The 22,220-nt window shown below is 70.8% G+C and carries 25 protein-coding genes; 12 read left to right on the top strand and 13 right to left on the bottom strand.

Going from position 1 to position 22,220, the window contains the following annotated elements; genetic code table 11:
• Nucleotide 1: 1 nt before the first annotated feature.
• From BM198_RS24260 to BM198_RS24245, 4 genes are all read right to left on the bottom strand, one after another.
• Complete coding sequence (locus BM198_RS24260) at nucleotides 2-217, bottom strand: hypothetical protein (protein ID WP_074973057.1); 216 nt, start codon at nucleotides 215-217, stop codon at nucleotides 2-4.
• 110 nt (nucleotides 218-327) lie between these two features.
• A complete protein-coding gene (locus BM198_RS24255; RefSeq protein WP_074973055.1) occupies nucleotides 328-1,014 on the bottom strand; it encodes an energy-coupling factor ABC transporter permease in 687 nt (228 codons plus the stop codon).
• Nucleotides 1,011-1,487 (bottom strand): hypothetical protein, encoded by a 477-nt coding sequence (locus BM198_RS24250; RefSeq protein ID WP_052807598.1) that lies wholly within the window; start codon nucleotides 1,485-1,487, stop codon nucleotides 1,011-1,013. The genes BM198_RS24255 and BM198_RS24250 overlap by 4 nt, the downstream gene beginning before the upstream one ends.
• A complete protein-coding gene (locus BM198_RS24245; RefSeq protein WP_074973053.1) occupies nucleotides 1,484-1,909 on the bottom strand; it encodes a GNAT family N-acetyltransferase in 426 nt (141 codons plus the stop codon). The genes BM198_RS24250 and BM198_RS24245 overlap by 4 nt, the downstream gene beginning before the upstream one ends.
• A 119-nt stretch (nucleotides 1,910-2,028) precedes the next feature.
• Here BM198_RS24245 and BM198_RS24240 point away from each other — a divergent pair, with 119 nt between their 5' ends.
• From BM198_RS24240 to BM198_RS24185, 12 genes are all read left to right on the top strand, one after another.
• Nucleotides 2,029-2,655 carry a DUF1780 domain-containing protein gene (locus BM198_RS24240; protein ID WP_044406964.1) on the top strand — a complete coding sequence of 209 codons (627 nt, stop codon included), beginning with the start codon at nucleotides 2,029-2,031 and terminating at the stop codon, nucleotides 2,653-2,655.
• A gap of 79 nt (nucleotides 2,656-2,734) precedes the next feature.
• Nucleotides 2,735-2,908 (top strand): DUF3094 family protein, encoded by a 174-nt coding sequence (locus BM198_RS24235; RefSeq protein ID WP_044406847.1) that lies wholly within the window; start codon nucleotides 2,735-2,737, stop codon nucleotides 2,906-2,908.
• A 63-nt stretch (nucleotides 2,909-2,971) separates the two neighbouring features.
• The gene (locus tag BM198_RS24230) at nucleotides 2,972-4,273 is read left to right on the top strand and encodes an NAD(P)/FAD-dependent oxidoreductase (RefSeq protein ID WP_074973051.1); all 1,302 of its coding nucleotides are present in this window, start codon (nucleotides 2,972-2,974) and stop codon (nucleotides 4,271-4,273) included.
• A gap of 248 nt (nucleotides 4,274-4,521) precedes the next feature.
• A complete protein-coding gene (locus BM198_RS24225) occupies nucleotides 4,522-5,535 on the top strand; it encodes a LysR family transcriptional regulator (RefSeq protein WP_082078230.1) in 1,014 nt (337 codons plus the stop codon).
• The gene (locus BM198_RS24220) at nucleotides 5,532-6,284 is read left to right on the top strand and encodes a 2OG-Fe(II) oxygenase (protein ID WP_074973047.1); all 753 of its coding nucleotides are present in this window, start codon (nucleotides 5,532-5,534) and stop codon (nucleotides 6,282-6,284) included. The genes BM198_RS24225 and BM198_RS24220 overlap by 4 nt, the downstream gene beginning before the upstream one ends.
• A gap of 9 nt (nucleotides 6,285-6,293) precedes the next feature.
• Entirely contained in the window at nucleotides 6,294-6,941 is a 648-nt protein-coding gene (gene alkB, locus BM198_RS24215) for a DNA oxidative demethylase AlkB (RefSeq protein WP_074973045.1), read from the top strand.
• 30 nt (nucleotides 6,942-6,971) lie between these two features.
• Nucleotides 6,972-7,202: a hypothetical protein gene (locus BM198_RS24210; RefSeq protein WP_074973044.1), complete on the top strand. Its 231-nt coding sequence runs from the start codon at nucleotides 6,972-6,974 to the stop codon at nucleotides 7,200-7,202.
• 44 nt (nucleotides 7,203-7,246) lie between these two features.
• Nucleotides 7,247-7,798: a methylated-DNA--[protein]-cysteine S-methyltransferase gene (locus BM198_RS24205; RefSeq protein ID WP_074973042.1), complete on the top strand. Its 552-nt coding sequence runs from the start codon at nucleotides 7,247-7,249 to the stop codon at nucleotides 7,796-7,798.
• Nucleotides 7,799-7,800: 2 nt separating this feature from the next.
• The gene (locus BM198_RS24200) at nucleotides 7,801-8,436 is read left to right on the top strand and encodes a DNA-3-methyladenine glycosylase family protein (protein ID WP_074973040.1); all 636 of its coding nucleotides are present in this window, start codon (nucleotides 7,801-7,803) and stop codon (nucleotides 8,434-8,436) included.
• A gap of 82 nt (nucleotides 8,437-8,518) precedes the next feature.
• Nucleotides 8,519-9,640, top strand: coding sequence for a bifunctional DNA-binding transcriptional regulator/O6-methylguanine-DNA methyltransferase Ada (ada, locus tag BM198_RS24195; RefSeq protein WP_044406829.1), 1,122 nt, complete (start codon nucleotides 8,519-8,521; stop codon nucleotides 9,638-9,640).
• The gene (locus tag BM198_RS24190) at nucleotides 9,616-10,272 is read left to right on the top strand and encodes a 2OG-Fe(II) oxygenase (RefSeq protein ID WP_074973038.1); all 657 of its coding nucleotides are present in this window, start codon (nucleotides 9,616-9,618) and stop codon (nucleotides 10,270-10,272) included. The genes ada and BM198_RS24190 overlap by 25 nt, the downstream gene beginning before the upstream one ends.
• The gene (locus tag BM198_RS24185) at nucleotides 10,262-10,552 is read left to right on the top strand and encodes an Ada metal-binding domain-containing protein (RefSeq protein WP_074973036.1); all 291 of its coding nucleotides are present in this window, start codon (nucleotides 10,262-10,264) and stop codon (nucleotides 10,550-10,552) included. Before BM198_RS24190 ends, BM198_RS24185 begins: the two co-directional genes overlap by 11 nt.
• A gap of 470 nt (nucleotides 10,553-11,022) precedes the next feature.
• On the opposite strand, the gene BM198_RS24180 is transcribed toward BM198_RS24185, so the two are convergent.
• The 9 genes from BM198_RS24180 to BM198_RS24140 all read right to left on the bottom strand — a co-directional run bounded on the left by BM198_RS24180 (nucleotide 11,023) and on the right by BM198_RS24140 (nucleotide 22,215).
• Nucleotides 11,023-12,273 (bottom strand): acyltransferase family protein, encoded by a 1,251-nt coding sequence (locus BM198_RS24180; RefSeq protein ID WP_074973034.1) that lies wholly within the window; start codon nucleotides 12,271-12,273, stop codon nucleotides 11,023-11,025.
• 27 nt (nucleotides 12,274-12,300) lie between these two features.
• The gene (locus tag BM198_RS24175; protein WP_074973032.1) at nucleotides 12,301-13,047 is read right to left on the bottom strand and encodes an SDR family NAD(P)-dependent oxidoreductase; all 747 of its coding nucleotides are present in this window, start codon (nucleotides 13,045-13,047) and stop codon (nucleotides 12,301-12,303) included.
• Nucleotides 13,048-13,103: 56 nt separating this feature from the next.
• The gene (locus BM198_RS24170) at nucleotides 13,104-14,816 is read right to left on the bottom strand and encodes a GMC family oxidoreductase (protein ID WP_074973030.1); all 1,713 of its coding nucleotides are present in this window, start codon (nucleotides 14,814-14,816) and stop codon (nucleotides 13,104-13,106) included.
• A 67-nt stretch (nucleotides 14,817-14,883) separates the two neighbouring features.
• On the bottom strand, nucleotides 14,884-15,648 hold the full coding sequence (locus tag BM198_RS24165) for an SDR family oxidoreductase (RefSeq protein ID WP_074973027.1): 765 nt from the start codon (nucleotides 15,646-15,648) through the stop codon (nucleotides 14,884-14,886).
• A gap of 34 nt (nucleotides 15,649-15,682) precedes the next feature.
• The gene (locus tag BM198_RS24160; protein WP_074973025.1) at nucleotides 15,683-16,411 is read right to left on the bottom strand and encodes a cupin domain-containing protein; all 729 of its coding nucleotides are present in this window, start codon (nucleotides 16,409-16,411) and stop codon (nucleotides 15,683-15,685) included.
• A gap of 30 nt (nucleotides 16,412-16,441) precedes the next feature.
• On the bottom strand, nucleotides 16,442-18,166 hold the full coding sequence (locus tag BM198_RS24155; RefSeq protein WP_074973023.1) for an FAD-dependent monooxygenase: 1,725 nt from the start codon (nucleotides 18,164-18,166) through the stop codon (nucleotides 16,442-16,444).
• 19 nt (nucleotides 18,167-18,185) lie between these two features.
• Nucleotides 18,186-18,899, bottom strand: a complete 714-nt coding sequence (locus tag BM198_RS24150; protein ID WP_074973021.1) for a methyltransferase — start codon at nucleotides 18,897-18,899, stop codon at nucleotides 18,186-18,188.
• A gap of 26 nt (nucleotides 18,900-18,925) precedes the next feature.
• Entirely contained in the window at nucleotides 18,926-21,370 is a 2,445-nt protein-coding gene (locus tag BM198_RS24145; protein ID WP_074973019.1) for an AMP-binding protein, read from the bottom strand.
• 47 nt (nucleotides 21,371-21,417) lie between these two features.
• Nucleotides 21,418-22,215 (bottom strand): class I fructose-bisphosphate aldolase, encoded by a 798-nt coding sequence (locus BM198_RS24140; RefSeq protein WP_044403758.1) that lies wholly within the window; start codon nucleotides 22,213-22,215, stop codon nucleotides 21,418-21,420.
• Nucleotides 22,216-22,220: the final 5 nt, after the last annotated feature.

Genomic DNA, 22,220 nt, shown 5'->3' with positions numbered 1-22,220 from the left:
CTCAGGGGCGCATGAAGGCGTAGTCCCGCCCGTCATCCAGGTTGTCCGCCAGGAACATCAGCTCCGCCGCCAGGTCCTCCTGTGAGCGCACGCCCTTGCTGCGCTCCACCACCGCACTCAGCAGCGCCCGCAAGGCCAGTGCCTCGTCGAAGCCCTCGCTACCGCCCTGCTCCAGCACCTGCGCCAGCGCGGCGCGCGCCCAATCGTGAACACCCATGGTTGCATCCTCGTTCGAAGTGACCGGGGGATCATCCGCGCGCGCCAGGTCGCCCGACCTTGATCGGCGTCAATCGGTGCCGATCATCGGGGCAGTGAATCCAGCGCCATTCAGCTCCTGTCGTCGTCCTTCCAGGGCGCCTGCAGGTAGCGCGTGCGGTTGAAGGTCTCCAGCCACTCGGGGCAGAACACCACCAGCGCCGTCACCGCCGTTCCGTTGATGAAGGCCTCCGGGAACATCACCAGCCACAGGTAGCCGACGAAGTCCTCCAGCCAGGGCGGCATCGGGAAGATGCCATCGATGAACAGCAGCCCCAGCCCCACCAGGGTGCAGAGCAGAGCCGCCAGCGCCGCGGGAAAGAACCCGCAGCAGAAGATGTAGACGAACAGGTTGCGCGGCTGGAAGTGCTCCACCCACTTCGCACACAGCTCCGTCACCAGCACCGGCAGCAGCACCAGCAGCGCCCCGTTGATGCCCATCGCCGCGACGTCCTGGCGCCCCAGCGCCAGCAAGCCGAGCTGTGCAACGAGACCGCCCAGCACCGCCAGGGGCCAGTCCAGCAGCAGCGTCACCGCCGTCATGCCGATGAAGTGGTAGGAGACCCCGGAGTCGAAGTCCCGCCGCACCATCCACAACAGGAACAGCGCCAGCACCGTGCCGAACAGCAGGTGCTGGCGCCGGAAGTCGCTGAACAACTCCAGCCACGGCGCGCGCATCACCGACCAGGCCAGGGCCGGGACGTAGATCGCCCAGCCCAGCCCCAGGCTGGTGTCGGACAGCAGCTCGGCGGCGATCACGGCGCCGGCGGCACCGCGTCCAGCGCCGCGCGCAGCGACTCGGCCGACGCAAAGGCCTTCTGCCCCTGCAGCACGCCGTCACGCAGGGTCAGCACCAGCACCTGGCCCTCGGGGGCCTCGTAGCGCGGCGCCACGCGGGACTCGCGGTCCAACAGCACGCGGTAGTTGTAGTCCTGCATCGCCGGCACGGCGAACAGCTTGGAAATCACCGACGGCATGCGGCTGATGTCCGCCACGAACACCGCATGGCGCTGTTCGAGGAAGTCCTTCGGCTTGCCGTCCAGAGCCGCCTTCACCAGCTTCGCCCCATCCATGTCGCGCGCCACCAGCAGCAACCCCAACTGGTTGTCCAGGCTGTAGGGTTTCTCGTACTGGTCCAGCAGGGTCCAGGGCGCCAAGCGCTCACCCTGTTCCAGCGCCTGCGCACCACCGGCCAGCAGAGCCAGCAGCAGCGCCAAAGAGAGCCGTTTCATCGTGTCACTCCGTTCGTGGAAAAAACCGCGATATCCCCGCGCCGGGACCAGTCCGCCTGGGCGGACCAGAACGCCAGCGCCTCGGGCGCGTCCCGCAGGACGAATACATGGGACTTGCCGATGCCCTCGGCCGCCAGCCCCTGCAGCACCGCATCCAGCAACCGCCGCGCCAGGCCCTGCCCGCGCAGCGGCACGTCCACCACCAGGTGCTGCAGGTAGCCGCGACGGCCGTCATGCCCGGCCATCAGCGAGGCCACCACCTGGCCCTCGCGCTCCACCAGCAGGCTGAGCCCCGGGTTTCGCGCCAGGTAGGCGCAGAACGGCGCATGAGCATCGTCCTCGCGCAGGCGCAGCCCCGGCGTACGCTGCCAGAGGGCGATCAGTTGGGCGTGGTCATCAGGGGTGACAGGGCGAAGGTGCATGGCGGGCATCCGGCAAACGCAGCAGAGTCTATACCAAGGCGCCGGCCGCCACATCGCAGCGCAATGCCACACCCGGCGGCGGCTTGCAGCCGACCGCCCTCGCCCCCTACTCTCCGGCCATGGACGAATCCGACTACCTGCGCCTGCTCACCCGCCAGGCCGAGCAGGCCAATGAATTCCTCTCCAACGCGCGCAAGTGGGAGCGCGAACGCTGGGTCTGCCAGCGCCTGCTGCAGGCGCTCAACCAGCCCTATCGGCTGGAAGACTTCAGCACCGGCGCCGAGCCCCCCGACGTGGAGTTCCGCGAGGCCAACTTCGAGGTCTTCTTCGTGCTCGACGAAGGCCGCCGCCTCAACGACGAGTGGCGCGCCGAACTGGAGCGCCGCCGCAGCGCATCCTCCCTCAGCCAATTGCTGCGCCGGGAGACGCGCCCCAAGCGCATCGCCATGAAGGAGCTGCAGGCGACGCTCGCCCCCACGCTGCGCAAGAAGGCCCACAACTACCGCGAACGCGGCCTGGACCCGGCCGAGCTCGACCTGCTCGCCTTCGTCAGCCTCAAGCGCGTGCGCCCCGACTTCAACAGCCCGTTCCCGCCGCCGACCGAATTCCTCCTGCAGGGCTGGCGCTCGCTGTCCGTGGTGGGCCCCACCTACGCCCGCGTGCTTTTCGCCCAGCCGGGTGCCCCGGAGTTCCTCCGTGCCAACCTCGGGCGGACCGTGCTCTTCGACCTTGGCATCGGCCTGTGACCGCTCACGCAAGCGCGCATTGAGCGCCGCCGGAAGGCACGTCTAGAATGCACGTCATATTTCCCCGTCGAGGCACGCCATGCCCAGCCGCCTGACACCCGACGACCAGCAGAAGGTCGAGCAGTACCTGAGCCTCCCCCAGCACCAGGTCGAACGCCAGCCGTTCAAGCCCTGGCGGCTCCTGCTCATCCTCCTGGCACTCGTCATCGGCCTGGGCCTGCTCAGCCGCCTCCTCGCGCGACTCGTCCTGTGAGCCGCGCCAAGCGCCACGAAGGCGCCCACGAAAAGAATTCTTATAGCCTTGTGAGAAATCCCCATGACCCATCGCATCGTGATCGTCGGCGGCGGCGCCGGCGGCCTGGAGCTTGCCACCCGCCTGGGTAGAACCCTCGGCAAACGCGGCCAGGCGAAGATCATCCTGGCCGACGCCAACCTCACCCACATCTGGAAACCGCTGCTGCACGAAGTCGCGGCGGGCTCGCTCAACTCCACCGAGAACGAGCTGAACTACGTCGCCCAGGCCAAATGGAACCACTTCGAGTTCCAGCTCGGCCGCATGAGCGGGCTGGACCGCAGCCGCAAGGCCATCCAGCTGGCTGCCACCCTCGACGAGGAAGGCCGCGAACTGGTGCCCGCCCGCGAAGTGGCCTACGACACCCTGGTGATCGCCGTCGGCAGCACCACCAACGACTTCGGCACCGAGGGCGCCGCCCGCCACTGCATCTTCCTCGACACCCGCGAGCAGGCCGAGCGCTTCCACCGGCAGATGCTCAGCCACTACCTGCGCGCCCACGCCCGCGACGGTGACGACGACCAGATCAGCGTCGCCATCGTCGGCGCCGGTGCCACCGGCGTCGAACTGGCCGCCGAACTGCACCACGCCGCCCACGAACTGGCGGCCTACGGCCTGGACAGCATCCAGCCGGAGAACATGCGCATCACCCTGATCGAAGCCGGCCCGCGGGTACTGCCCGCGCTGCCCGAGCGCATCAGCGCCCCGGTGCACCGCACCCTGGAAGGGCTCGGCGTGCGCGTCATGACCGGCGCTGCCGTCAAGGAAGTCACCGCCGACGGCCTGCTCACCGCCCAGGGCGAGAAGATCCCCGCCAGCCTCAAGGTCTGGGCCGCCGGCATCCGCGCCCCGGCCTTCCTCAAGGATCTCGACGGCCTGGAAAGCAACCGCATCAACCAGCTGGTGGTGACCCCCACCCTGCAGACCACCCGGGATACCGACATCTTCGCCTTCGGCGACTGCGCCGCCTGCCCCCTGGGCGACGGTAGCGAGCGCAACGTCCCGCCCCGCGCCCAGGCCGCGCACCAGCAGGCCTCCCTGCTGGTGAAATCGCTCAAGGCGCGGATCGCCGGTCAGCACACCCTGCCCGAGTACCGCTACCAGGACTACGGCTCGCTGATCTCCCTTTCCAGCTTCAGCGCCGTCGGCAACCTCATGGGCAACCTCATGGGCAGCGTGAAGCTGGAAGGCTGGCTGGCGCGGATGTTCTACATCTCCCTCTACCGCATGCACCAGATGGCCCTGTACGGCGCCTTCCGCACCTTCCTGCTGATGCTCAGCGACCGCATCGGCCGCAGCACCGACCCCCGCTTCAAGCTGCACTAGAAAGAAGCCGGCCGGGCGCTCTAGGCCCGGCCATCCGGCCCGCAAATTCAAGCGCAAGAAACGGAGTGCCAACGCCCCACTGTCCCCCGATAGTGGGCGCGTCGGCCCGTGCGCCCCGCGCAACGGCCACCCGGGGCCCAGGCATGGCCTGGCCCGGCGTGCCCCCTCATTCGCAGTACCCCGGGAGAACCCCCCGCACCCAGCCCTGAAGAACGCAGAGTCGATGACAGACAGGAGACGAAACACACATGGAGCTACGTCATCTTCGCTATTTTCTCGCCGTGGCCGAGGAACTGAACTTCACTCGCGCCGCCGCCCGCCTCCACATCGAGCAATCCCCGCTGTCCCGGGCCATCAAGGAACTGGAGTCCGAGCTCGGCATCCAGCTGTTCGAGCGCAACCCCCGGGGCGTGCAGCTCACCTGGGCCGGCAGCGTGTTCCTCGATAACGCCAAGCGCATCTTCGCCGCCCTCGAACAGGCCCGCATGGACATGCGCGGCGTCGCCCTCGGCTTTCGCGGCACCCTGCGCATCGCCGTGTCCGACGGCATCGCCCCGAACCGCCTGGCCGACCTGCTCGCCCGCTGCCGGCAGGAGGAGCCGGAACTGGGCATCCGCCTGTTCGAAGTCAGCTACGCCCAGCAGGTGAAAGGCCTGCTGGAACACCACTACGACCTCGGCTTCGCCCGCATCGACGCCGCCGGCAGCGGCCTGCAGGCCCAGCCCGTCTGGAGCGACCCGCTGGTCGCCGCCCTGCCGGCCCGCCACCCGCTGCTCTCGCACCGGCGCATCCCGCTGCAGGAGCTGGTCCGCCACCCGCTCATCCTCAGCCACAGCGAAGTCCACGAAGGGCAGTTCCAGCAGATCAGCCGGCTGCTCCGGGCCCACCTCAGCGAGGACGAAGCCGCCCGCCTCGATATCGCCGAGCAGTACATCTCCCGCGAGACCATGCAGGCCCTGGTCGCCGCCGGCTATGGCGTCGCCCTGGTGAGCGGCACCGAGCGCAGCGACCTGGCCGGCAGCGAGATCGTCACCCGCGCCCTGTCGCTGCCCGACTCCGAACTCACCACCTACCTGCTGCGCCCGGCAGGCGAACCCAGCGCCCACCTCTCGCGCTTCCTGGAACGGGTCGCGCAGACCTGCCGACGCACCGAAGAGCCCAGCCCACAAGGCCTGTTCGACAGCCTGCGGCCCCTGGCACCGCTCACCCGCCTGCGCCCCATGGGCCTGCCCCAGGCCCACGGCAGCCTGTCCGTATCATGAGTGCCGTGCTCTCGTGCCCGGTGGCGCCGGACCTCACCCCCACCGCCCTCCTCGACCGGCTCGATGCCCTGGACTGGCCCCAACTGGAAGCGCAGCTGGAGCGCCACGGCCACGCCTGCATCGAGCAGCTGCTGGACGCCGACACCTGCGCCCACCTGGCCGCGCTCTACCCGGACGCACGCACCTTCCGCTCGCGCATCGTCATGGCCCGGCACAGCTTCGGCCAGGGCGAGTACAAGTACTTCGCCTACCCCCTGCCCGCCCTGCTCACGACCCTGCGCCACCGGCTGTTCCCGCCGCTGGCGCGGATCGCCAACCGCTGGCAGGCCCGCCTCGGCCTGGAGACGCGCTACCCCGAGGCCCTGGACGCCTTCCTCATGCGCTGCCACCGGGCCGGGCAGACACGCCCCACCCCGCTGCTGCTGCGCTACGGAGCGGGCGACTACAACCGCCTGCACCAGGACCTCTACGGCGAGCACAACTTCCCGCTGCAGATCGCCATCCTGCTCTCCGAGCCCGGGCGCGACTTCACCGGCGGCGAATTCGTCCTCACCGAGCACCTGGCCGGCACCCAGCGGGCCGACGTGGTGCCCCTGCGCCAGGGCGACGCGGTGATCTTCCCGGTGGACCTGCGCCCCGTACCCGGCAAGCGCAGCGGCTTCCGCCGCGCCGCCATGCGCCACGGTGTCAGCCTGGTGCGCAGCGGCCAGCGCCACACCCTTGGGCTGATCTTCCATGACGCCACCTGAGGATCGCCCATGACCCCCGACCTCTTCGCCACCCACGCCAGCGGCCAGCGCGAAGCCATGGCCGAGCAGGCCGTGATCCTGCGCGGCTTCGCCCTGGACCAGGCCGACGAACTGCTGCGGCAGATCCTCCAGCTACAGGCCCAGGCGCCGTTCCGCCACATGCTCACCCCCGGCGGCTTCCGCATGTCCGTCGCACTGACCAACTGCGGCGCCCTGGGCTGGACCACCGACCGCCGTGGCTACCGCTACAGCCCCACCGACCCGGACAGCGGCGCCCCCTGGCCGGCCATGCCGGAACGCTTCCGCCAACTGGCCCGACAGGCGGCCGAAGCCGCCGGCTTCCCGGGCTTCGACGCCGACGCCTGCCTGCTCAACCGCTACCAGCCCGGCGCCCGCCTGAGCCTGCACCAGGACCGCAACGAACGCGGCTTCGACGCCCCCGTGGTGTCCGTCTCCCTCGGCATGAGCGCCACCTTCCTGTTCGGCGGGCAGCGCCGCAACGACCCGGTCCGGCGCTTCCTCCTGCACCACGGCGACGTGGCCGTGTGGGGTGGCCAGGACCGCCTGCGTTTTCACGGCGTGGCCCCGCTCAAAGGGCCGCCGCACCCGAGCCTGGGCGAGCAGCGCCTGAACTTCACCTTCCGCCGCGCCGGCTGACGCCGCCGTGCCAGCCACGAGAGCCCCTTCGTGCCCGACCTCACCGACATTCCCGCCGCAGCGGCCGCCCACCTCGGCGAACCGCCAGAGGCCCACGACGCGGCGGAACAGGCCAAGCGCCAGGTGCTGGATGCCTTCCAGGCCATGGTGGATGCCCGCCAGGCCTGGTGGCGCACCCACGAAACGGGGCGGACCGAACTGCACCTCGCCAGCGGCGAGGTCTACCTCTTGCAACGCCACGGCGTGGTCCGGCTGCGCTGAACCCCGCCACAAGGAACACCGTCCATGACAAGGAGAGCCACCCCATGAACCTGTTGCTGAGCGCCCTCGAGTCCCCGCTGGGCAGCCTGCTGGTGGTCACCGACACCGAACAGCGCATCCGCGCCCTCGGCTTCGGCGACTACCGCCTCGCGCTGCTGCGCAACCTGCGCCAGCGCTTCGGTGACTACCGCCTGCAGGACATCCCGCTGCCGCGCGGGATTGCCGACGCCCTGCGCGGCTACTTCCAGGGCGACCTGGGCGCCATCGACCGCCTGGTGCTGGAGCCCGACGGCACGCCCTTCCAGCGCAAGGTCTGGGACGCCCTGGGGCAGATCCCGCCCGGCAGCACCCGCAGCTACGGCGAAGTCGCCCGCCAGCTGGGGCTGAACGACCCACGCGCCGCCATCGAGGTGGGTGCCGCCAACGCCGCCAACCCCATCGCCGTGCTGATCCCCTGCCACCGCGTGGTGGCCAGCAACGGCGAGCTGCGCGGCTACGCCTGGGGTCTGGAGCGCAAGCACTGGCTACTGGAGCACGAGCGCGCCCTGCGGCCCCTTGCCGCCACGCCGCGCACCGCCAGCCTGCCGGGGTTCTGAGCATGGCGCTGACGCTGACACCGCCGGCCTTCACCGATGCCAGCCGCTTCCTCGCCGCCCAGGACGCCGACTGGGCGCGGCACATCGACGCCATCGGCCCCTGCCGGCACCAGCCCCACCCCCAGCGCGAACCCTACGAGGCCCTGGTTCGCGCCGTGGCCTACCAGCAGCTGCATGCCCGCGCGGGCGACGCCATCCTCGCCCGGCTGCTGGCGCTGTACCCCGGCGGGCGCTTCCCCACCCCGAGTGAACTGCTGGCCACCGAACCCGAGCGGCTGCGCGCCTGCGGCTTCTCCGCCCGCAAGCTGCAGACCCTGCTGGGCATCGCCCAGGCCACCGTCGACGGCCAGGTGCCCAGCCGCGACGAAGCCCTCACCCTGGATGACGACGCCCTGCTGGCGCGCCTCACGCCCCTGCATGGCGTCGGGCGCTGGACGGTGGAGATGTTCCTCATCTATACCCTTGAGCGCCGCGACATCCTCCCCGCCGACGACTTCGGCGTGCGCGAGGGCTACCGCCGCCTCAAGGGCCTGGACGAGGCCCCCAGCGCCGCCCGCATGCGCCAGCTCGGCCAGGCCTGGAGCCCCTGGCGCACCGTCGCCGCCTGGTACCTGTGGAGGATGCCGCCCACAGCGTGAATTCGATCGCAAGAACCGGAGTTCTCACCGTCACCAACCCCGTTAACCTGCAACCGTCAACAGGCCCTTTTGGATGAATGCCATGAGCAGGACCCTTCCCACCGCCCCGCGCTACCTCACGGATGACCAGCGCTGGGCCGCCGTCCAGGCACGCGACCCGGCCGCCGACGGCCAGTTCGTCTACGCCGTGCGAACCACAGGCGTGTACTGCCGCCCCAGCTCCTCCGCGCGCCTGCCCAATCGCCGCAACGTCGAGTTCTTCGACACCCCCGAGGCCGCCGAAGCCGCCGGCTACCGCGCCAGCCGCCGCCAGGCCGGCGACCGTACCGCAGCCGCCGCCCACCGCACCGCCGTGATCGCCGAGGCCTGCCGCGCCATCGAGGCCGCCGACTCGCCGCCCAACCTGCACCAGTTGGCGGAATGCGCCGGCATGAGCCCCTCGCACTTCCACCGGCTGTTCAAGACCGAGACCGGGCTCACCCCCAAGGCCTACGCCTCGGCCTACCGCGCCCAGCGCCTGCGCCGGGAACTGAGCGAACAGGGCACCACGGTGACCGACGCCATCTACGGTGCCGGCTTCAACTCCAACAGCCGCTTCTACGAAACCGCCGACCAGTTGCTGGGCATGCGCGCCAGCGACTACCGCGACGGCGGCACCGGTGCCTCCATCCACTTCGCCGTCGGCCAGTGTTCCCTCGGCTCCATCCTGGTTGCCCAGAGCCAGCGGGGCGTCTGCGCCATCCTTCTGGGCGACGACCCGGACGCCTTGGTCCGCGACCTGCAGGACCAGTTCCCCAAGGCCCAGCTGGTGGGCGGCGATGCCGACTTCGAACGCCTGGTGGCCCAGGTGGTGGGCTTCGTCGAAGCCCCGTCCCTGGGGCTCGACCTGCCGCTGGACGTGCGCGGCACCGCCTTCCAGCAACGGGTCTGGCAGGCCCTGCGGGAAATCCCGCCGGGGGCCACCGCCAGCTACACCGAGATCGCCGAACGCATCGGCGCGCCCAAGGCCGTACGGGCCGTGGCCCAGGCCTGTGGCGCCAACCACATTGCCGTGGCCATCCCCTGCCACCGCGTGGTGCGGCGCAACGGCGACCTCTCCGGCTACCGCTGGGGCGTCGAGCGCAAGCGCGAACTGCTGCAACGTGAAAGCCAGCCCAGCCACCCGACGAGCACAGCGCCATGCCTGAAACAGCCTGCGCTCTGAACCTGCCCGAAGACTGGGCCGCCATCGCCCAGGCCCTGGACGAACACGGCCACGCGCCCCTGCCCGGCCTGCTCGACCCCGAGGCCGCGCGGCGGCTGGGGGAGCGCCTGGCCCAGGGCCCACGGGAGCGCCTGGAAACCCTCGGCATGGGCCAGGGCGAAGGCGTGCGCGCCGGCCTGCCCCACGGCCACTGGGACAGCCTCCACGCCCCGCTCGCCGCCATCGCCAACCGCTGGTGCCAGGCGTTCGGCCAGCCCGAACAGCACGCCACCCACGGCCAGGTGCACTGCGCCCACCTGACCCGCCTCGGCCCTGAGGACTTCATGACCCTGCACCCGGGCGACGACGACCCGGCGCTGCTGCCGGTGCGGCTGCTGGTGCTGCTCTCCGACCCGCAGGACTTCAGCGGCGGCGAACTGGTGCTCACCGAGCAGCGGCCGCGCATGCAGTCGCGGCCCTGGGTGGTACCCCTGGCCCGTGGCGACGGCGTGCTGCTGTGCAACCAGCGCCGCCCCGTGCGCAACAACCAGGGGCAGCTCTATGGCGCCCAGCTGCGCCACGGCATCGGCCTGGTGCGCAGCGGCGTGCGGGTCGGCCTGGAAGTGAGCTTCCAGGGCCGTCATGACGGCTGAAACGGGCGAACCCAAGGCCTGGCGCCTGATCGGCGCCGACGGCCGCCCCTGTCTCAGCCCGGTTCCCGGCACCCTCGGCGGACACCGCCGCAACCGCCTCTACGGCCGCCTGGATTGCCGCAGCGCCCTGCAGGCCCTGGCGCGCGGCGGTTACGTGGCGCAGCGGGTGTTCTTCCTCGACGAAGCCACCGCCTTGAGCGCCGGCTACAGGCCCTGCGCCGTGTGCATGCCCGAGCGGTACCGGGCGTGGAAAGCCGGCGAGCTGTCGCCTCCCCCGTAGGGTGAGCTTCAGTTCGTAGCCCGGGCTTCAGCCCGGGGAGCACAGGCACAGAACCCGGACTGAAGTCCGGGCTACGGAGCCGGCCTGAACAGCCGTTCGCGAGCAGAGCTCGCTCCTACAAGGATGCGCAGGCGGGCGGGGCCTCCCCCGTAGGGTGGGCTTCAGCCCACCAATGGCCACCGCTCGTAGCCCGGGCTTCAGCCCGGGGAGCACGGGCGCAGAACCCGGACTGAAGTCCGGGCTACGGAGCCCGCCTGAACAGCCGTTCGCGAGCAGCGCTCGCTCCTACAGGGGGGGTGGCGTACCCCCCTAGGGTGGGCTTCAGCCCACCAATGGCCACCGTTCGTAGCCCGGGCTTCAGCCCGGGGGGCACAGACACAGAACCCGGACTGAAGTCCGGGCTACGGAGGCAGCCTGGGCGGCGGTTCGCGAGAAGAGCTCGCTCCTACACAAACCACAAACGCGCGGGCTCAGGGCGTCGGGGTGGGTGCCAGGGCCTGGGGCGTGGCGGCTTCGGCGGTGCGGCTGCGTTCGGCGATGCGCTTGCCCAGGGCGATCATCGGTCGCTCCACGGTGCGGTGGATCAGCTCGGTGGCGCCGAACACCAGCACCAGCATCAGCGCCGTGTACTGCGGCCAGAGCACGTCGGTGATGGCGATGCCTTCGCTGCGGGTGTAGCGGTGCATCAGCTCCAGGGTCAGAAAGAACATCGGGATGTGCACCAGATACAGGGTGTAGGAGCGCTTGCCCAGGTAGTCCAGCAGCACCTGCAGCGGCTGCGGGAACACCAGCAGGCCGCCCTCGCACGCCGCCATGAACACCAGCGCCAGGGACAGTGCACAGACCACCGGCACCGCCAGCACGTTGCCGAAGCCGATGGCGGTGACGCTGGCCAGCACCAGCGCCAGCACCGTGGCCAGCAGCGCGCCGGCGTAGCGATGGCGGCCGGACCGCACGCGCAGGGCGGCGAACCAGGGCTGGGTGCTGGCCAGGTACAGCAGGCAGCCATAGATCAGCCCGTCGCAACGGGTCTGGGTGAAGAAGAACACCTTCATCGGATCGGACAGGCTGAAGGGCCGCAGCACCAGGCTCACCAGCAGCAGTGTGCCCACCAGCGCCAGCACCCGCGCGCGGGTGCTCTTCAGCAGGATCAGGAACAGCGGGTAGAACAGGTAGAACTGCTCCTCCACCGACAGGCTCCAGTACGGCGCCAGCGGCACCCCGCCGGCGATCTTGTTGTCCGGCAGCCAGAAGTTGAACGTGTAGGTGAAGATGCCCAGCGCCGCCTGGGCGTTGTACACCGGCGGGGCGAAGTACTGGCCCTGGTTGAGGAACAGGCTGCAGGCCATCACCAGCGTCACCACCACCCAGGCCACCGGCAGGATGCGGAACACCCGGCGCACGTAGAACGCCTTGATGCAGGCCGCCCGCTGCACGCCGCTGCGCAGCCCGTCCAGTTGCTCCAGCAGGGTGCGCGAGATGATGTAGCCGGAGATGACGAAGAACAGGTCGACCCCGCCCCAGGCATTGCCGAACAGGTCCGCCACCGACTCGGGCCTGGGGTAATGCATGGTGAAGGTCCAGGGGTAGAACACCTGGTACAGGTGGACGTAGAAGGTCAGCAGCACGGCGATGGCGCGCAGCCGGTCGAGTTCGAGGTTCCTCGACGGGCCACCCTCGCCGGCAAGGCCGGCGGCGGGCACTTCGGTCTTCATGTTCATGGGTCTACCCCCGGAGGTGGCTGGCGGTCAGAGCTTGGTGCCACCGTCGACGCTGAGGATGTCGCCGGTGATCCAGCGCGAGGCGTCGGAGGCCAGGAACAGCGCGACATCGGCAATGTCCTCGGGCTGTGCGATGCGCTTCAGGGCCTGGATGCCGAGCACGAAGTCCCGCCCCTCGTCGCTGCGCACGAAGCTGGACATCTCGGTGTCCACCACGCCCGGGGCCAGCCCGTTGACGCGAATGCCGCGCCCGCCGAGGGCCTGGGCGAAGTGCAGCACCAGCGTGTCCAGGGCGCCCTTGGTGGCGGCGTAGGCGGGGATCTCGCCCACCGCCGAGCGCGCCCCGAGGGACGACACCATCACCACGCTGCTGCCCTCCCCCATCAGCGGCAGCAGTTGCTGCACGAGGAAGAACGGCGCCCGCACGTTGACCGCGAACAGCCGGTCGAAGTCCTCCACGCGGGTGTCCTCCAGGCGGGCCGTCTGGGCGATGCCGGCGCAGGCCACCAGCACGTCGAGCCGGCGTACCCGCTCGCCCACCTCGGCGGCGAGGATGCGCGGCCCGTCGACGCTGGCCAGGTCCGCCACCAGCACGTCGGCGCGGCCGCCCCGGTCGCGGATCTCGGCGGCCACGGCGCGGGCCTCCTCCACGCCCCGGTTGCAGTGCACCAGCACATGGGCGCCGGCGGCCCCCAGGGCCAGGGCGGTGGCCTTGCCGATGCCACGGGAGGCCCCGGTGACCAGGGCGTTCTTGGAAAGCAGGGAATGCTGCATGGTGGATCTCCTGGGTTCAGTTCAGGGAGCGGCGCTCCGCTGGATGGGGTGAGGGTTCAGGCGGTTTCAGCGAGGCGCTGGCCAAGGCGCTGCTCGGCCACCAGCACACGCGCCGCCAGTTGCGCCACGGTGAGCACCGAGGCGTGGATGTTCACCGCCGGCATTTCGGGGATCACCGAGGCATCCACCACCCGCAGGCCGGACAGGCCCCAGACCCGGAAGCGCCCGTCCACCACGCTGCTGCGCGGGTCGCGCCCGGCGCTGCAGGTGCCGGTGTAGTGCAGGCCGGGCCCGCCGTTGCGGGCGATGAAGGCGAGCTTCTGCGCCGGGGTGTCCAGCGGGTCGCTGGGGTAGAGCCCGCCGAAGTAGTCGGTGACCCCGGCGCCGATGGCCAGGCCACGGTCCAGGGCGGCGAGCATGATGTCGCGGTCGATGGCCTCGCCCAGGTAGTTAGGGTCGATCAGCAGGGACTGGCGCGGGTCGGTGCCGGCCAGGCGCACCCGCCCCCGGCTGCGCGGCTTGGCCAGGAAGGGGATGACGGTGTAGGAGCTGCCGCTGGGCAGAGGCACCGGGCCGAAGGGGTACTGCATGCCGGCCACCTGGATGTCCGGCGCCTGCTGGCCACTGCCGTGGTGGTAGTAGCTCATGGTCGCCACACCGTTGGAGACCTGCGGGGGAATGGCCAGGCGCGAACGGTACTGCAGGCTGAGCAGCAGGTGGTCCTGCAGGTTCTGCCCCACGGCCGGCAGGTGCAGCCGCACCGGGATGCCCTGTTCGCGCAGGGTCTGCTGCGGGCCGATGCCGGAGAGCATGAGCAGCTTGGGCGACTCGCAGGTGCCGGCGCAGAGGATCGTTTCGCGGCGCGCGCGGATCGACACCAGGCGGTTGTCCACCAGCACCCGCACGCCCTCGCAGTGCGAGCCCCGGAGGATCAGGTTGGTGATCAGCGCCTCGCTCAGCACGCTGAGGTTGGGCCGGGCCAGTGCCGGCACCAGGAAGGCCTGGGCCGGCCCCACCCGGTAGCCGTCGGCGGTGGCGTTGACCTCGGTGATGCCGGCGCCTTCCAGCGGTAGCCCGTCGTTGAGGGTCTGCACGCCGAGCCCGGTGGTGCTGCTGGCCGCCAGGTAGGCGGCGGTCAGCGGGTGCTCCCCGGCGAAGCGCCCGAGGCGGATGCGCGGTGCGCCCTGGCCGGCGGGGCTGCCCACGGGCTGCGCCATGTCCAGGTAGGCCCGGTGCAGCGCCTCCACCGTCCAGGGGGCGCCGACCAGCTGCTGCCAGCGCTGCAGGTCGCGGGGGTCGCCGCGCAACCAGATCATCGCGTTGATGCTGCCGGAACCGCCGACGACGCGCCCGGCCGCCAGGCTCTGGGCACGCTGGTCCAGCTGCGGCTGCGGGGTGCTGGTGCGGGCCCAGTCGGTGTCGCTGCCGAGGTTCTGCAGCCACAGCGCGACTTCGCGCACCTTGGGTTGGTCGATGCGGTGGCTGCCGGCCTCCAGCAGCAGCACCGAGGCGCCGGTGGCGGAGAGCCGGTCGGCCAGCAGGCAACCGGCGGACCCGGCGCCGACGATGATGTAGTCGTAGTCCCGGCGGTGGCTGGGGCGGCCTTGTCCAGCGGCGGCCAGGGCGGCGGCAGGCAGCAGCCCCATGCCGGCGGCACCGGCCCCCAGGGCCAGCAGGCGGGTGAGGAAGTCCCGCCGCCCGGAGGCGCCGAAACCGGCCGTCGCTTCGCCCTCGCCCGCAACGCCGGGCATGTCGTTGTGCGTCTTCATGTCGATGCGGATTCCATTCGCGGTGGGGACGGGCGCCGCGATGGCGGCGCCCGGGTCGGCCGAGGCCTCAGGTGCGGGTGATGGTCACGCCGCCTTCCACGAACAGCGTGGTGCCGGTGACGAAGCTGGAGGCATCGGAGGCGAGGTACAGCGCCGATTGGGCGATCTCTTCCGGGCGGGCCATGCGCTTGAGGGCGTGGATGCTCTCGACGAAGGCCTTCTGCTCCGCCGTGGAGGCGGCGGCGCGGCCCATCTCGGTGTCGGTGCCGCCGGGCAGCAGCACGTTGACCCGCAACCCCTGGGCGCCGTATTCGGCGGCCAGGGTGCGGGTCAGGCCCACCAGGCCGGCCTTGCTGGCGGCGTAGGCGGCCATGCCGGGGAAGCCGACGCTGTGGCCGACGAAGGAGGAGGTGAAGATCAGCGAGCTGCCGGTACGCTTGAGCAGTTCGGGGATCTGGTGGCGGGCGCTGAGGAAGGCGCTGGTGAGGTTGGTGTCGAGGGTGTCGTGCCAGCCCTCCAGGCTGATGTCGGTCACGCTGCCCAGGGCGCCCATGCTGCCGGCGTTGTTGAAGGCGATGTCCAGACCGCCGAACTGGCCCACGGCCAGGGCCACGGCCTCGCGGGCGCAGGCTTCTTCCTTGACGTCGCCCACCAGGGCCAGGGCCTTGCCGCCCAGGGCGTGGATCTCGCCCAGCAGGCGGTCCAGGCAGTCGGCACGGCGGGCCACGGCCACCACCTTGGCGCCTTGGGCCGCGAAGAGCTTGGCGGTTTCATAGCCGATGCCGGAGCTGGCACCGGTGACGATCGCGGTCTTGTTCGCCAGAGTTTTCATGCGTTCACCTTTTCTTCCATGTCGTGTTGAGGGATCAGTTCCGTTTGCCGGACTCGAAGAGCCGGATCAGTCCGTCCAGGTTCTTGCCGAAGGGCGGCTCGCCCTCCTCCACCGTCTCGGCGTACTGCCAGAAGTCGGTGCTGAACATCATTCCGTAGTCGCGTGCTTCGCTGACGGCCTTGAGCTGGACGATGGGGTTGTTGCGGGCACCGCGCACGCCGGGAAGGATCGGCCGGGCGATGGATTCGAAGTAGTCCTTGAGGGTCACTTCGGGGGTGTCGGGGGTCCACACCAGCCACATCATCACGGTCTTGTCGGTGATGTTGACGAAGCCGTGGATGTGGTTGCGCCGGCCGAACACCATGGCGCCCTTCTTCATCGGGATCATGCGGATGGTGTCGCGCCCGGACACGTCCGGCGGGTTGTCCAGGTCGGTGTAGGTGCGGGTGCCCATGAACATCACCACGCCGCCGTCGGGGGCGTAGAACCACTCGTCGGTGCGGGTGTGCACATGCAGCGGCGGGCCGGAGCCCGGGGGGATCTCCACCTTGGCCATGAGGTAGCGGCCACGGGTGGTCTCGCCGGTCTTCACGAAGCGGATGGAGGCCCCTTCGGGCTCGCCGTTGACCACCTGCGGGTTGGGGTCGTCCTCGATCAGGGCGAAGGCCGCCGCGTTCTCCTGGGCGTCGTCCGCGTACTCGGATTCCAGCCCGCTCGCCTCAAGGGCCGGTTCCCGGATTCGTTCACTTGCCAATGCACTCATGTCGCCTCCTTGATGCCATCAGGTTGTCGATCAGCCCACTGCACTGAATACGCAGCCCAGCACCGGGCCGGGGGCCTGGATGCCCGCCACGCCCTGCCCGACGAGGCGGTCCAGCAACGCGCCGGCATCCTCCGGCAGGGCGTCGCCGCGCCAGCCGATGTGCTGGTCGGGCCGGACCAGCAGCAGCTGCACTGCGTAGAAGGTGAAGGCGGTGGCCGGCAGGTCGACCACCTCCAGGGGAATGCCTCGGGCCCGTGCCGCTTCCACCAGGCGCGTGGCCTCGGGGGCCTGCGGACCGTTGCGCAGGAGGGTGAAGCCGACGCCCAGCCGGTCGAACACCGAGCACCGGCCGGTGCTGCCATCGGCGATCCACAGGTGCGGCAGGCGCCCGCCCGGCAAGGTGCTGGGGCGGTAGAGCAGCGGGTCGTCCTCGGGGGGCGTGCCGTCGTCCGGCCAGAGGATCGGCGAGCCGTCGTAGCGGGCGCCCAGCTCGACGCCGAGGGAGGCGAACTGCCCGCGGAACTGCTGCAGCGCCTCGCCCAGGCGCGCCCGCGCCTGCTGGCCGGCGGGCCCCGGGTCCTCGACCTCGGCGGGCACGTCCACCTGGCCGACGCGCTGGGTAAGGCGGCGGGCGGCGTGGGTGTTGCGCAGGGTGACCGGGCGGCGCTCCAGCTCGTAGGTGGCCAGGAGCCCGTCGCCGGCCCAGCCCTGCACGGCGGCGGCGAGCTTCCAGGCGAGGTTGGCGGCGCCGTCGATGCCGGTGTTCATGCCGAAACCGCCGGTGGGCGAGAACAGGTGGGTGGCGTCGCCGGCCAGCAGCACCCGGCGATCGGCGAAGCGCTCGACCACCAGGGCCAGGCCGCCGTGCCAGACGGCATGGGCCAGCACGCTGACCTCGACGGGCTCGCCGATGCCCCGCTGTATGGAGCGGATCACCGCGTCGTCCTGGGGCATCTCGTCGTGGCTGCGGGCCTGGGTCATGAGCAGGAACTCGTCGGCGCCGTCCAGGCTGATCAGCAGCATGCGCCCTTCCGGGGCGACGACGTTGTACATCCAGGCCTTGCGGTCCGGCAGCAGGCGCCGGTGCAGGTCGGGGATGCGCACGTGGCTGGAGAACATGCGCCCGCTGAGGAAGCCGCCGGTGCTGCCGTCCGGGCCGAGGTAGCCGATGCCCAGGCGACGGCGGACGAAGCTGTGGCCGCCGTCGCAGCCCACCAGGTAGTCGGCGCGCCAGTGCTCGTCGGCAGCCTGCCCGGCGCTGTCGACGGCATGCAGGCTGACGCCGTCGGCGTCCTGCTGGAAGTCGTCGACCCGCCAGCCGAAACGCAGCTGGATGCCGGGGCGGGTGCGCAGGTGGTCCAGCAGGAAGCGCTCGACATACATCTGGTTGGCCCGCAGCAGGGGCTCGGGCACCTGGTCGGTGTCCGGCGCCTGGCGGGCCGCCTGCAGGCGCTCGCGCTCGGCGGGCATGTCCAGGCGCGCCAGCTCCCAGCCGTTGAGCCGGGTGAAGTAGGCGACGTCCCGGGGGTGGTCGGCGGGCAGGCCGAGCCGGCGGATGCCGTCGGACAATCCGAGCCGCCGGTAGTGCTCCATGGTGCGGGCGTTGTGGGTGTTGCCCTTGGGGTGCCAGCGGGTGGTGCGCTCGCTGTTGAACAGCACCACCGGCACGCCGTGACGGTCCAGGAACAGGGCGAGCATCATCCCCACCGGGCCGCCACCGACGATGGCCACCGGGGCCTTGAGGGTGTCGTGCATGGCGATCGCTCCCGTGGGCTCAGGCCCCGGCCGGTGCGTGGGCACCCGGCAGGAGCTGGAGGATGTCGTAGCGCGGCGCGCCGTCGCCCTGGCCGCTGACCGAGGCGATCACCCGCGAGGCGTAGCCGTGCTCGCGCAGCAGGGCCTCCAGGGCCTGGCCGTCGCCCTGGCTGCTGAAGCCCATCAGCAGCATGCCGCCGAGGGCGAGGTGGCGCGGGGCTTCGTCGAGGAAGCGCCGGTGCGCGGCGTACCCCGGGTCGCAGAAGGCCAGCATGATGGCGGCGTCGAACACGTGGTCGGCTTCGACGAAGACGAAGTTGGAGTTCCAGAAGATGACGTCGAAGCGCTCGCCCTCCTCCAGCACGTCGAACAGGTCGCCCTGGCGGATGGACATGCGCGCGGCGACGCCATGCCGGTTGGCGTTGGCGCGGGTGTTGGCGACGGCATCGGCGCTGATGTCGCTGGCCACCACCACGGCGCAGCCTTCGAGGGCGGCGGTGACGGCGGTGACGCCGGCCCCGCAGCCGATCTCCAGGAAGCGCCCACCCCGGGGATAGGGCAGGTGGCGGGTGAAGATGCCGGTGGACTGGAAGTGGGTGGGCGGGAATACGCCGTCCTGGACGATGAAGCGGCGCCCCATGCATTCGTATTCGTCCTGCTGGTCGGCCTGGGCGGCGGCGAGCCGCTGGCGCACCGAGGCGAGGGCGTCGGGTTGGAAGGTGGCCTGGGTCATGGTTCGGTCCTTGTTCGTGGGCGCGCTCAGCGCTCGGTTCCGGTGGAGGCCAGCGGGCGTTCGGATTCCCCGGCCTGGCGCTGCAGGTGCAGCAGGGCCTGTTCGTGCTGGCCGGCCAGCAGGGTCTCGGCCAGGCCGCGCAGGCGGCGCTTGAGGACCTTGCCGGTGGCGCCGACGGGGAGGAACGCGAGGTCGCTGGCCACGGCCACGGCCAGTTCGCCGTTCGCCAGGGTCACGCCCCGGCGCGCGGCGGCCTGGTGCAGGGCGGGCAGGACGCGGGCGGCCAGGGTGGCGGCCTGGTCCAGCGCCTGCCGTTCGGGCAGGACGATGGCGAGCACGCGGGTGCCCTCGGCATGTGCGGGGTCGACGCCGACCACGGTGACGTCGCAGACGCCTTCCACCTGCTGCGCGGCCTCTTCCAGCTGCAGGGTGTAGAGGGCACCGCCGGTGGCTTCGATGACGTCCACGGCGCGGTCGATCTGGAAGAACTCGCCGTCGCGGCAGTAGGCGACATCGCCGGTGAGGAAGTAGCCGCCGCGCCAGGCTTCGACGGTCTTCTGCGGCTGCTTCCAGTAGCCGGAGGTGACGGTGGGCGAGCGCACGGCCAGCAGGCCGACTTCGCCGGGCTTCACCTCTTCGCCGCTGCGGGGGTCGAGGACCTTGGCCACGGCGATGTCCACCGGGCGGCCGATGGAGCGCTGGTCGGCCAGGGATTCGCGGGTGGATTCGCTGCGGAACAGGGCCATGCCCAGTTCGGAGCTGCCGAAGGCGTCGATGAAGCGCGACTGCGGGGCGCCGTCGAGGATGGCGCGCACGTGGCTCTGGTGGGAGGCGTCGCCCATGGCGAACCAGCGGCGCACGCCGGGGAATTCGCCGGGGTGGATGCCGCCGTCCACCAGCAGCACGTAGCTGCGCGGGAAGGCGACCACGGTGGTGGGCTGGAAGTAGCGGATGGCTTCGCGCAGGGCCTGGCCGTCCTGGGTGCCCAGCACGTAGGTGGGGATGCCATGGAGGATGGCCGTCTCCAGGTGGCTGATGGCCGCCGAGTGGGACTGCGGCAGGGCGGTCAGCAGGCGCTCGTCGGGACCTTCGGCGAAGCGGCCGATGCGGGCGCGCTTGCCCATGAAGAACTGCCGGTGCTCGAAGCGCACGGCCTTGGGCAGGCCGGTGGTGCCGGAGGTGTGGCTGAGCATGACCAGGGTCGAGTCCTCGGGCTCCAGCGGCCACCAGGCGGGCAGCTGCGGGTCCGGGTCGAGGCGCGACAGGCTGACGTCGAGCACGGCCTGGGGCGCCTGGTTGCGCCACTGGCGGACGAAGGCGCTGGTGGCCAGGGTGGCGCTGTCGGTGACCAGGCGCTCGAAGCCGTTCTCGGCCATGTAGGCGAGGCCGAACTCGGCGGGCATGGCCGGGTTCATCAGGGAGATGGCGGCGCCGAGGCTGGTGAGGGCGAGGTAGTGGAGCATGGGCATGAGCCCGTCCTCGACGCTGACGGCCACTACGTCACCGGGCTTGACGCCCTGTTGCAGGTACCAGTCGGCCAGGGCCATGCGGTGGCGCTGCAGGTCGTTGAGGCCGAGGGCGCTGACCGGGGCGCCCTGCAGGAGGTGCAGCGGCCGGTCGAGGAACAGGAACGGCTGGTCGGCAGTGGTGCTCAGGGCCAGGCAGCGGTCGAGGAAGTTGGCACTGCCGAGGCTGGCGTCGGCGCGCAGGGCCTGGAGGGCGTCGGGGCTGGTGAGGGTGCCCTGGGCCTGGCCGGTGCCGCTGCCCTGCCCGACCAGTTCGGCGAGCATGTTCATGCGCAGGTGGACCATCTCTTCGCCGATGGCGATGACCCGGCTGCGCAGGTAGGGCCGCTCGCCGAGCATGCGGTCGATGATGTCGCGCATGACGATGGCGTGCTGCTCGTCCTCTTCGATGTGCAGGACGAAGAAGTGCTCGGCCTCGGCCGGGGCGTTGTGGCTGCGCAGGGCGTCGAGCACCGGGCCGTAGATCAGCGGGACGATGGCTTCGGCGCCGAGGCAGAGTGCGGCCAGGCCGTCCAGCGGGTCGCTGCTGCGGCAGTGGCGGAACATGGCGTCGATGAGCTGGCGGGTGCCGTCCAGCAGCGGGCGGCTGCGCGGGGCAGCGGCCATCAGGTCCATGGAGCGGCGGTACAGCTCGGCGTGGGAGATGTCGACGCTGTCGCCGCCGGAGAGCTCTTCGGTGAGGTTGTGGGACAGGGCCTTGAACTCGCCCTGGTCGGCCAGGCTGCCCATGAGGGCACACAGGTAGCGGGTGAAGTACTGGGAGTAGTAGTGGTGCTGGATGAGGAAGTGGCGCAGTTGGTCGAGGCTCACCGCGCCGTTGCGGCAGGCCACGAGGAAGGGGTTGGCCCTGAGCTGGCCGAGCAGGCCCTCGGGGAAGAGGTCCGTCCAGAGGGGGGACAGCACGTAGTCGTTGCGGCCGTCGGCGCGCATGTCGAGGTGTTCCATTGACCTTCTCCTGGACGGCCGCGGGGCGGCCGTCGGTTGAGTTCCATTCACACGGCGCGGCTGAGGTATTCCGTTTCGCCCCGGATGCAGTCCGCCAGGCGGCGCAGCAGGTCGAGGGGGCGGGGATGCTGGAAGACGTTGCGACCGACGCAGAGCCCGGCGGCGCCACTGGCGAGCATGGCGCGGGTCATCGCCAGCAGCCGTTCGTCTTCGGTGCGCTCGCCGCCGGCGAAGAAGATGCGGATGTCGCGGCAGTGGGTCTCCACCAGTTCGGTGCACTCGACGCTGGTTTCCGGCAAGGCCAGCTTGACGGCGTCGGAGCCGAGTTCGGCGACCACCCGCACCAGGTGGCTGAGGCGCCGCTGGCGCTCCTGGGCGGTGAGCCCGCGCACCTTGTCGTAGAGCATGGTGAGGATGGGCAGGCCGGCGGCGTGGGCGGCGTCGGTCATGGCGCCGAGCTGGGCGACGTTGTGCTGGAAGTTGTCCTCGGTGAAGTTGACCTGCAGGGACACCGCGTCCGCCCCCAGCTCCAACGCGGCGTCGACGCTGGCGACGGGGATCTTGGTGTCGGGCTCGGGGGCGATGCTGGCCATGCCGTTGAGGTGGAGGATGATGCCGGTGGCCGGGTGCAGCATGTCCCGCAGGATGAGCCGCTCGATCAGGCCCTTGTGGGCAATGATGGCGCTGATGTGGTCGCTGCCGATCCACTTCTCGAAGTCGGCGGTCTGGGTCATGCCGGCAATCGGTCCGAGGGTCAGGCCGTGGTCGATGGGGACGATCAGGCCGCGGCGCGAGGCCGGGAACAACAGCCGCCGTTCTCGGAGAACTCTGCTGATGTAGCTCATGGCGC

Origin of the sequence: Metapseudomonas otitidis (genome assembly GCF_900111835.1) — a bacterium.
In the GTDB taxonomy this organism is placed as follows: Bacteria; Pseudomonadota; Gammaproteobacteria; order Pseudomonadales; family Pseudomonadaceae; genus Metapseudomonas; species Metapseudomonas otitidis.
The sequence above is the reverse complement of the archived record's forward strand: the minus strand, read 5'-3'. Positions and strand labels throughout refer to the sequence as shown.

What these genes read in the sequence shown, in the direction of transcription:
- BM198_RS24185 (WP_074973036.1), top strand. Translation starts at nt 10,262, where the DNA reads ATGACGGCTGAAACGGGCGAACCCAAGGCCTGGCGCCTGATCGGCGCC.
- BM198_RS24230 (WP_074973051.1), top strand. Translation starts at nt 2,972, where the DNA reads ATGACCCATCGCATCGTGATCGTCGGCGGCGGCGCCGGCGGCCTGGAG.
- BM198_RS24240 (WP_044406964.1), top strand. Translation starts at nt 2,029, where the DNA reads ATGGACGAATCCGACTACCTGCGCCTGCTCACCCGCCAGGCCGAGCAG.
- BM198_RS24190 (WP_074973038.1), top strand. Translation starts at nt 9,616, where the DNA reads ATGCCTGAAACAGCCTGCGCTCTGAACCTGCCCGAAGACTGGGCCGCC.
- BM198_RS24170 (WP_074973030.1), bottom strand. Translation starts at nt 14,816, where the DNA reads ATGAAGACGCACAACGACATGCCCGGCGTTGCGGGCGAGGGCGAAGCG.
- BM198_RS24260 (WP_074973057.1), bottom strand. Translation starts at nt 217, where the DNA reads ATGGGTGTTCACGATTGGGCGCGCGCCGCGCTGGCGCAGGTGCTGGAG.
- BM198_RS24175 (WP_074973032.1), bottom strand. Translation starts at nt 13,047, where the DNA reads ATGCAGCATTCCCTGCTTTCCAAGAACGCCCTGGTCACCGGGGCCTCC.
- BM198_RS24155 (WP_074973023.1), bottom strand. Translation starts at nt 18,166, where the DNA reads ATGCACGACACCCTCAAGGCCCCGGTGGCCATCGTCGGTGGCGGCCCG.
- BM198_RS24235 (WP_044406847.1), top strand. Translation starts at nt 2,735, where the DNA reads ATGCCCAGCCGCCTGACACCCGACGACCAGCAGAAGGTCGAGCAGTAC.
- BM198_RS24160 (WP_074973025.1), bottom strand. Translation starts at nt 16,411, where the DNA reads ATGAGTGCATTGGCAAGTGAACGAATCCGGGAACCGGCCCTTGAGGCG.
- BM198_RS24245 (WP_074973053.1), bottom strand. Translation starts at nt 1,909, where the DNA reads ATGCACCTTCGCCCTGTCACCCCTGATGACCACGCCCAACTGATCGCC.
- BM198_RS24200 (WP_074973040.1), top strand. Translation starts at nt 7,801, where the DNA reads ATGGCGCTGACGCTGACACCGCCGGCCTTCACCGATGCCAGCCGCTTC.
- alkB (WP_074973045.1), top strand. Translation starts at nt 6,294, where the DNA reads ATGACCCCCGACCTCTTCGCCACCCACGCCAGCGGCCAGCGCGAAGCC.
- BM198_RS24140 (WP_044403758.1), bottom strand. Translation starts at nt 22,215, where the DNA reads ATGAGCTACATCAGCAGAGTTCTCCGAGAACGGCGGCTGTTGTTCCCG.
- BM198_RS24165 (WP_074973027.1), bottom strand. Translation starts at nt 15,648, where the DNA reads ATGAAAACTCTGGCGAACAAGACCGCGATCGTCACCGGTGCCAGCTCC.
- BM198_RS24150 (WP_074973021.1), bottom strand. Translation starts at nt 18,899, where the DNA reads ATGACCCAGGCCACCTTCCAACCCGACGCCCTCGCCTCGGTGCGCCAG.
- BM198_RS24145 (WP_074973019.1), bottom strand. Translation starts at nt 21,370, where the DNA reads ATGGAACACCTCGACATGCGCGCCGACGGCCGCAACGACTACGTGCTG.
- BM198_RS24205 (WP_074973042.1), top strand. Translation starts at nt 7,247, where the DNA reads ATGAACCTGTTGCTGAGCGCCCTCGAGTCCCCGCTGGGCAGCCTGCTG.
- BM198_RS24225 (WP_082078230.1), top strand. Translation starts at nt 4,522, where the DNA reads ATGGAGCTACGTCATCTTCGCTATTTTCTCGCCGTGGCCGAGGAACTG.
- BM198_RS24220 (WP_074973047.1), top strand. Translation starts at nt 5,532, where the DNA reads ATGAGTGCCGTGCTCTCGTGCCCGGTGGCGCCGGACCTCACCCCCACC.
- BM198_RS24250 (WP_052807598.1), bottom strand. Translation starts at nt 1,487, where the DNA reads ATGAAACGGCTCTCTTTGGCGCTGCTGCTGGCTCTGCTGGCCGGTGGT.
- BM198_RS24180 (WP_074973034.1), bottom strand. Translation starts at nt 12,273, where the DNA reads ATGAACATGAAGACCGAAGTGCCCGCCGCCGGCCTTGCCGGCGAGGGT.
- ada (WP_044406829.1), top strand. Translation starts at nt 8,519, where the DNA reads ATGAGCAGGACCCTTCCCACCGCCCCGCGCTACCTCACGGATGACCAG.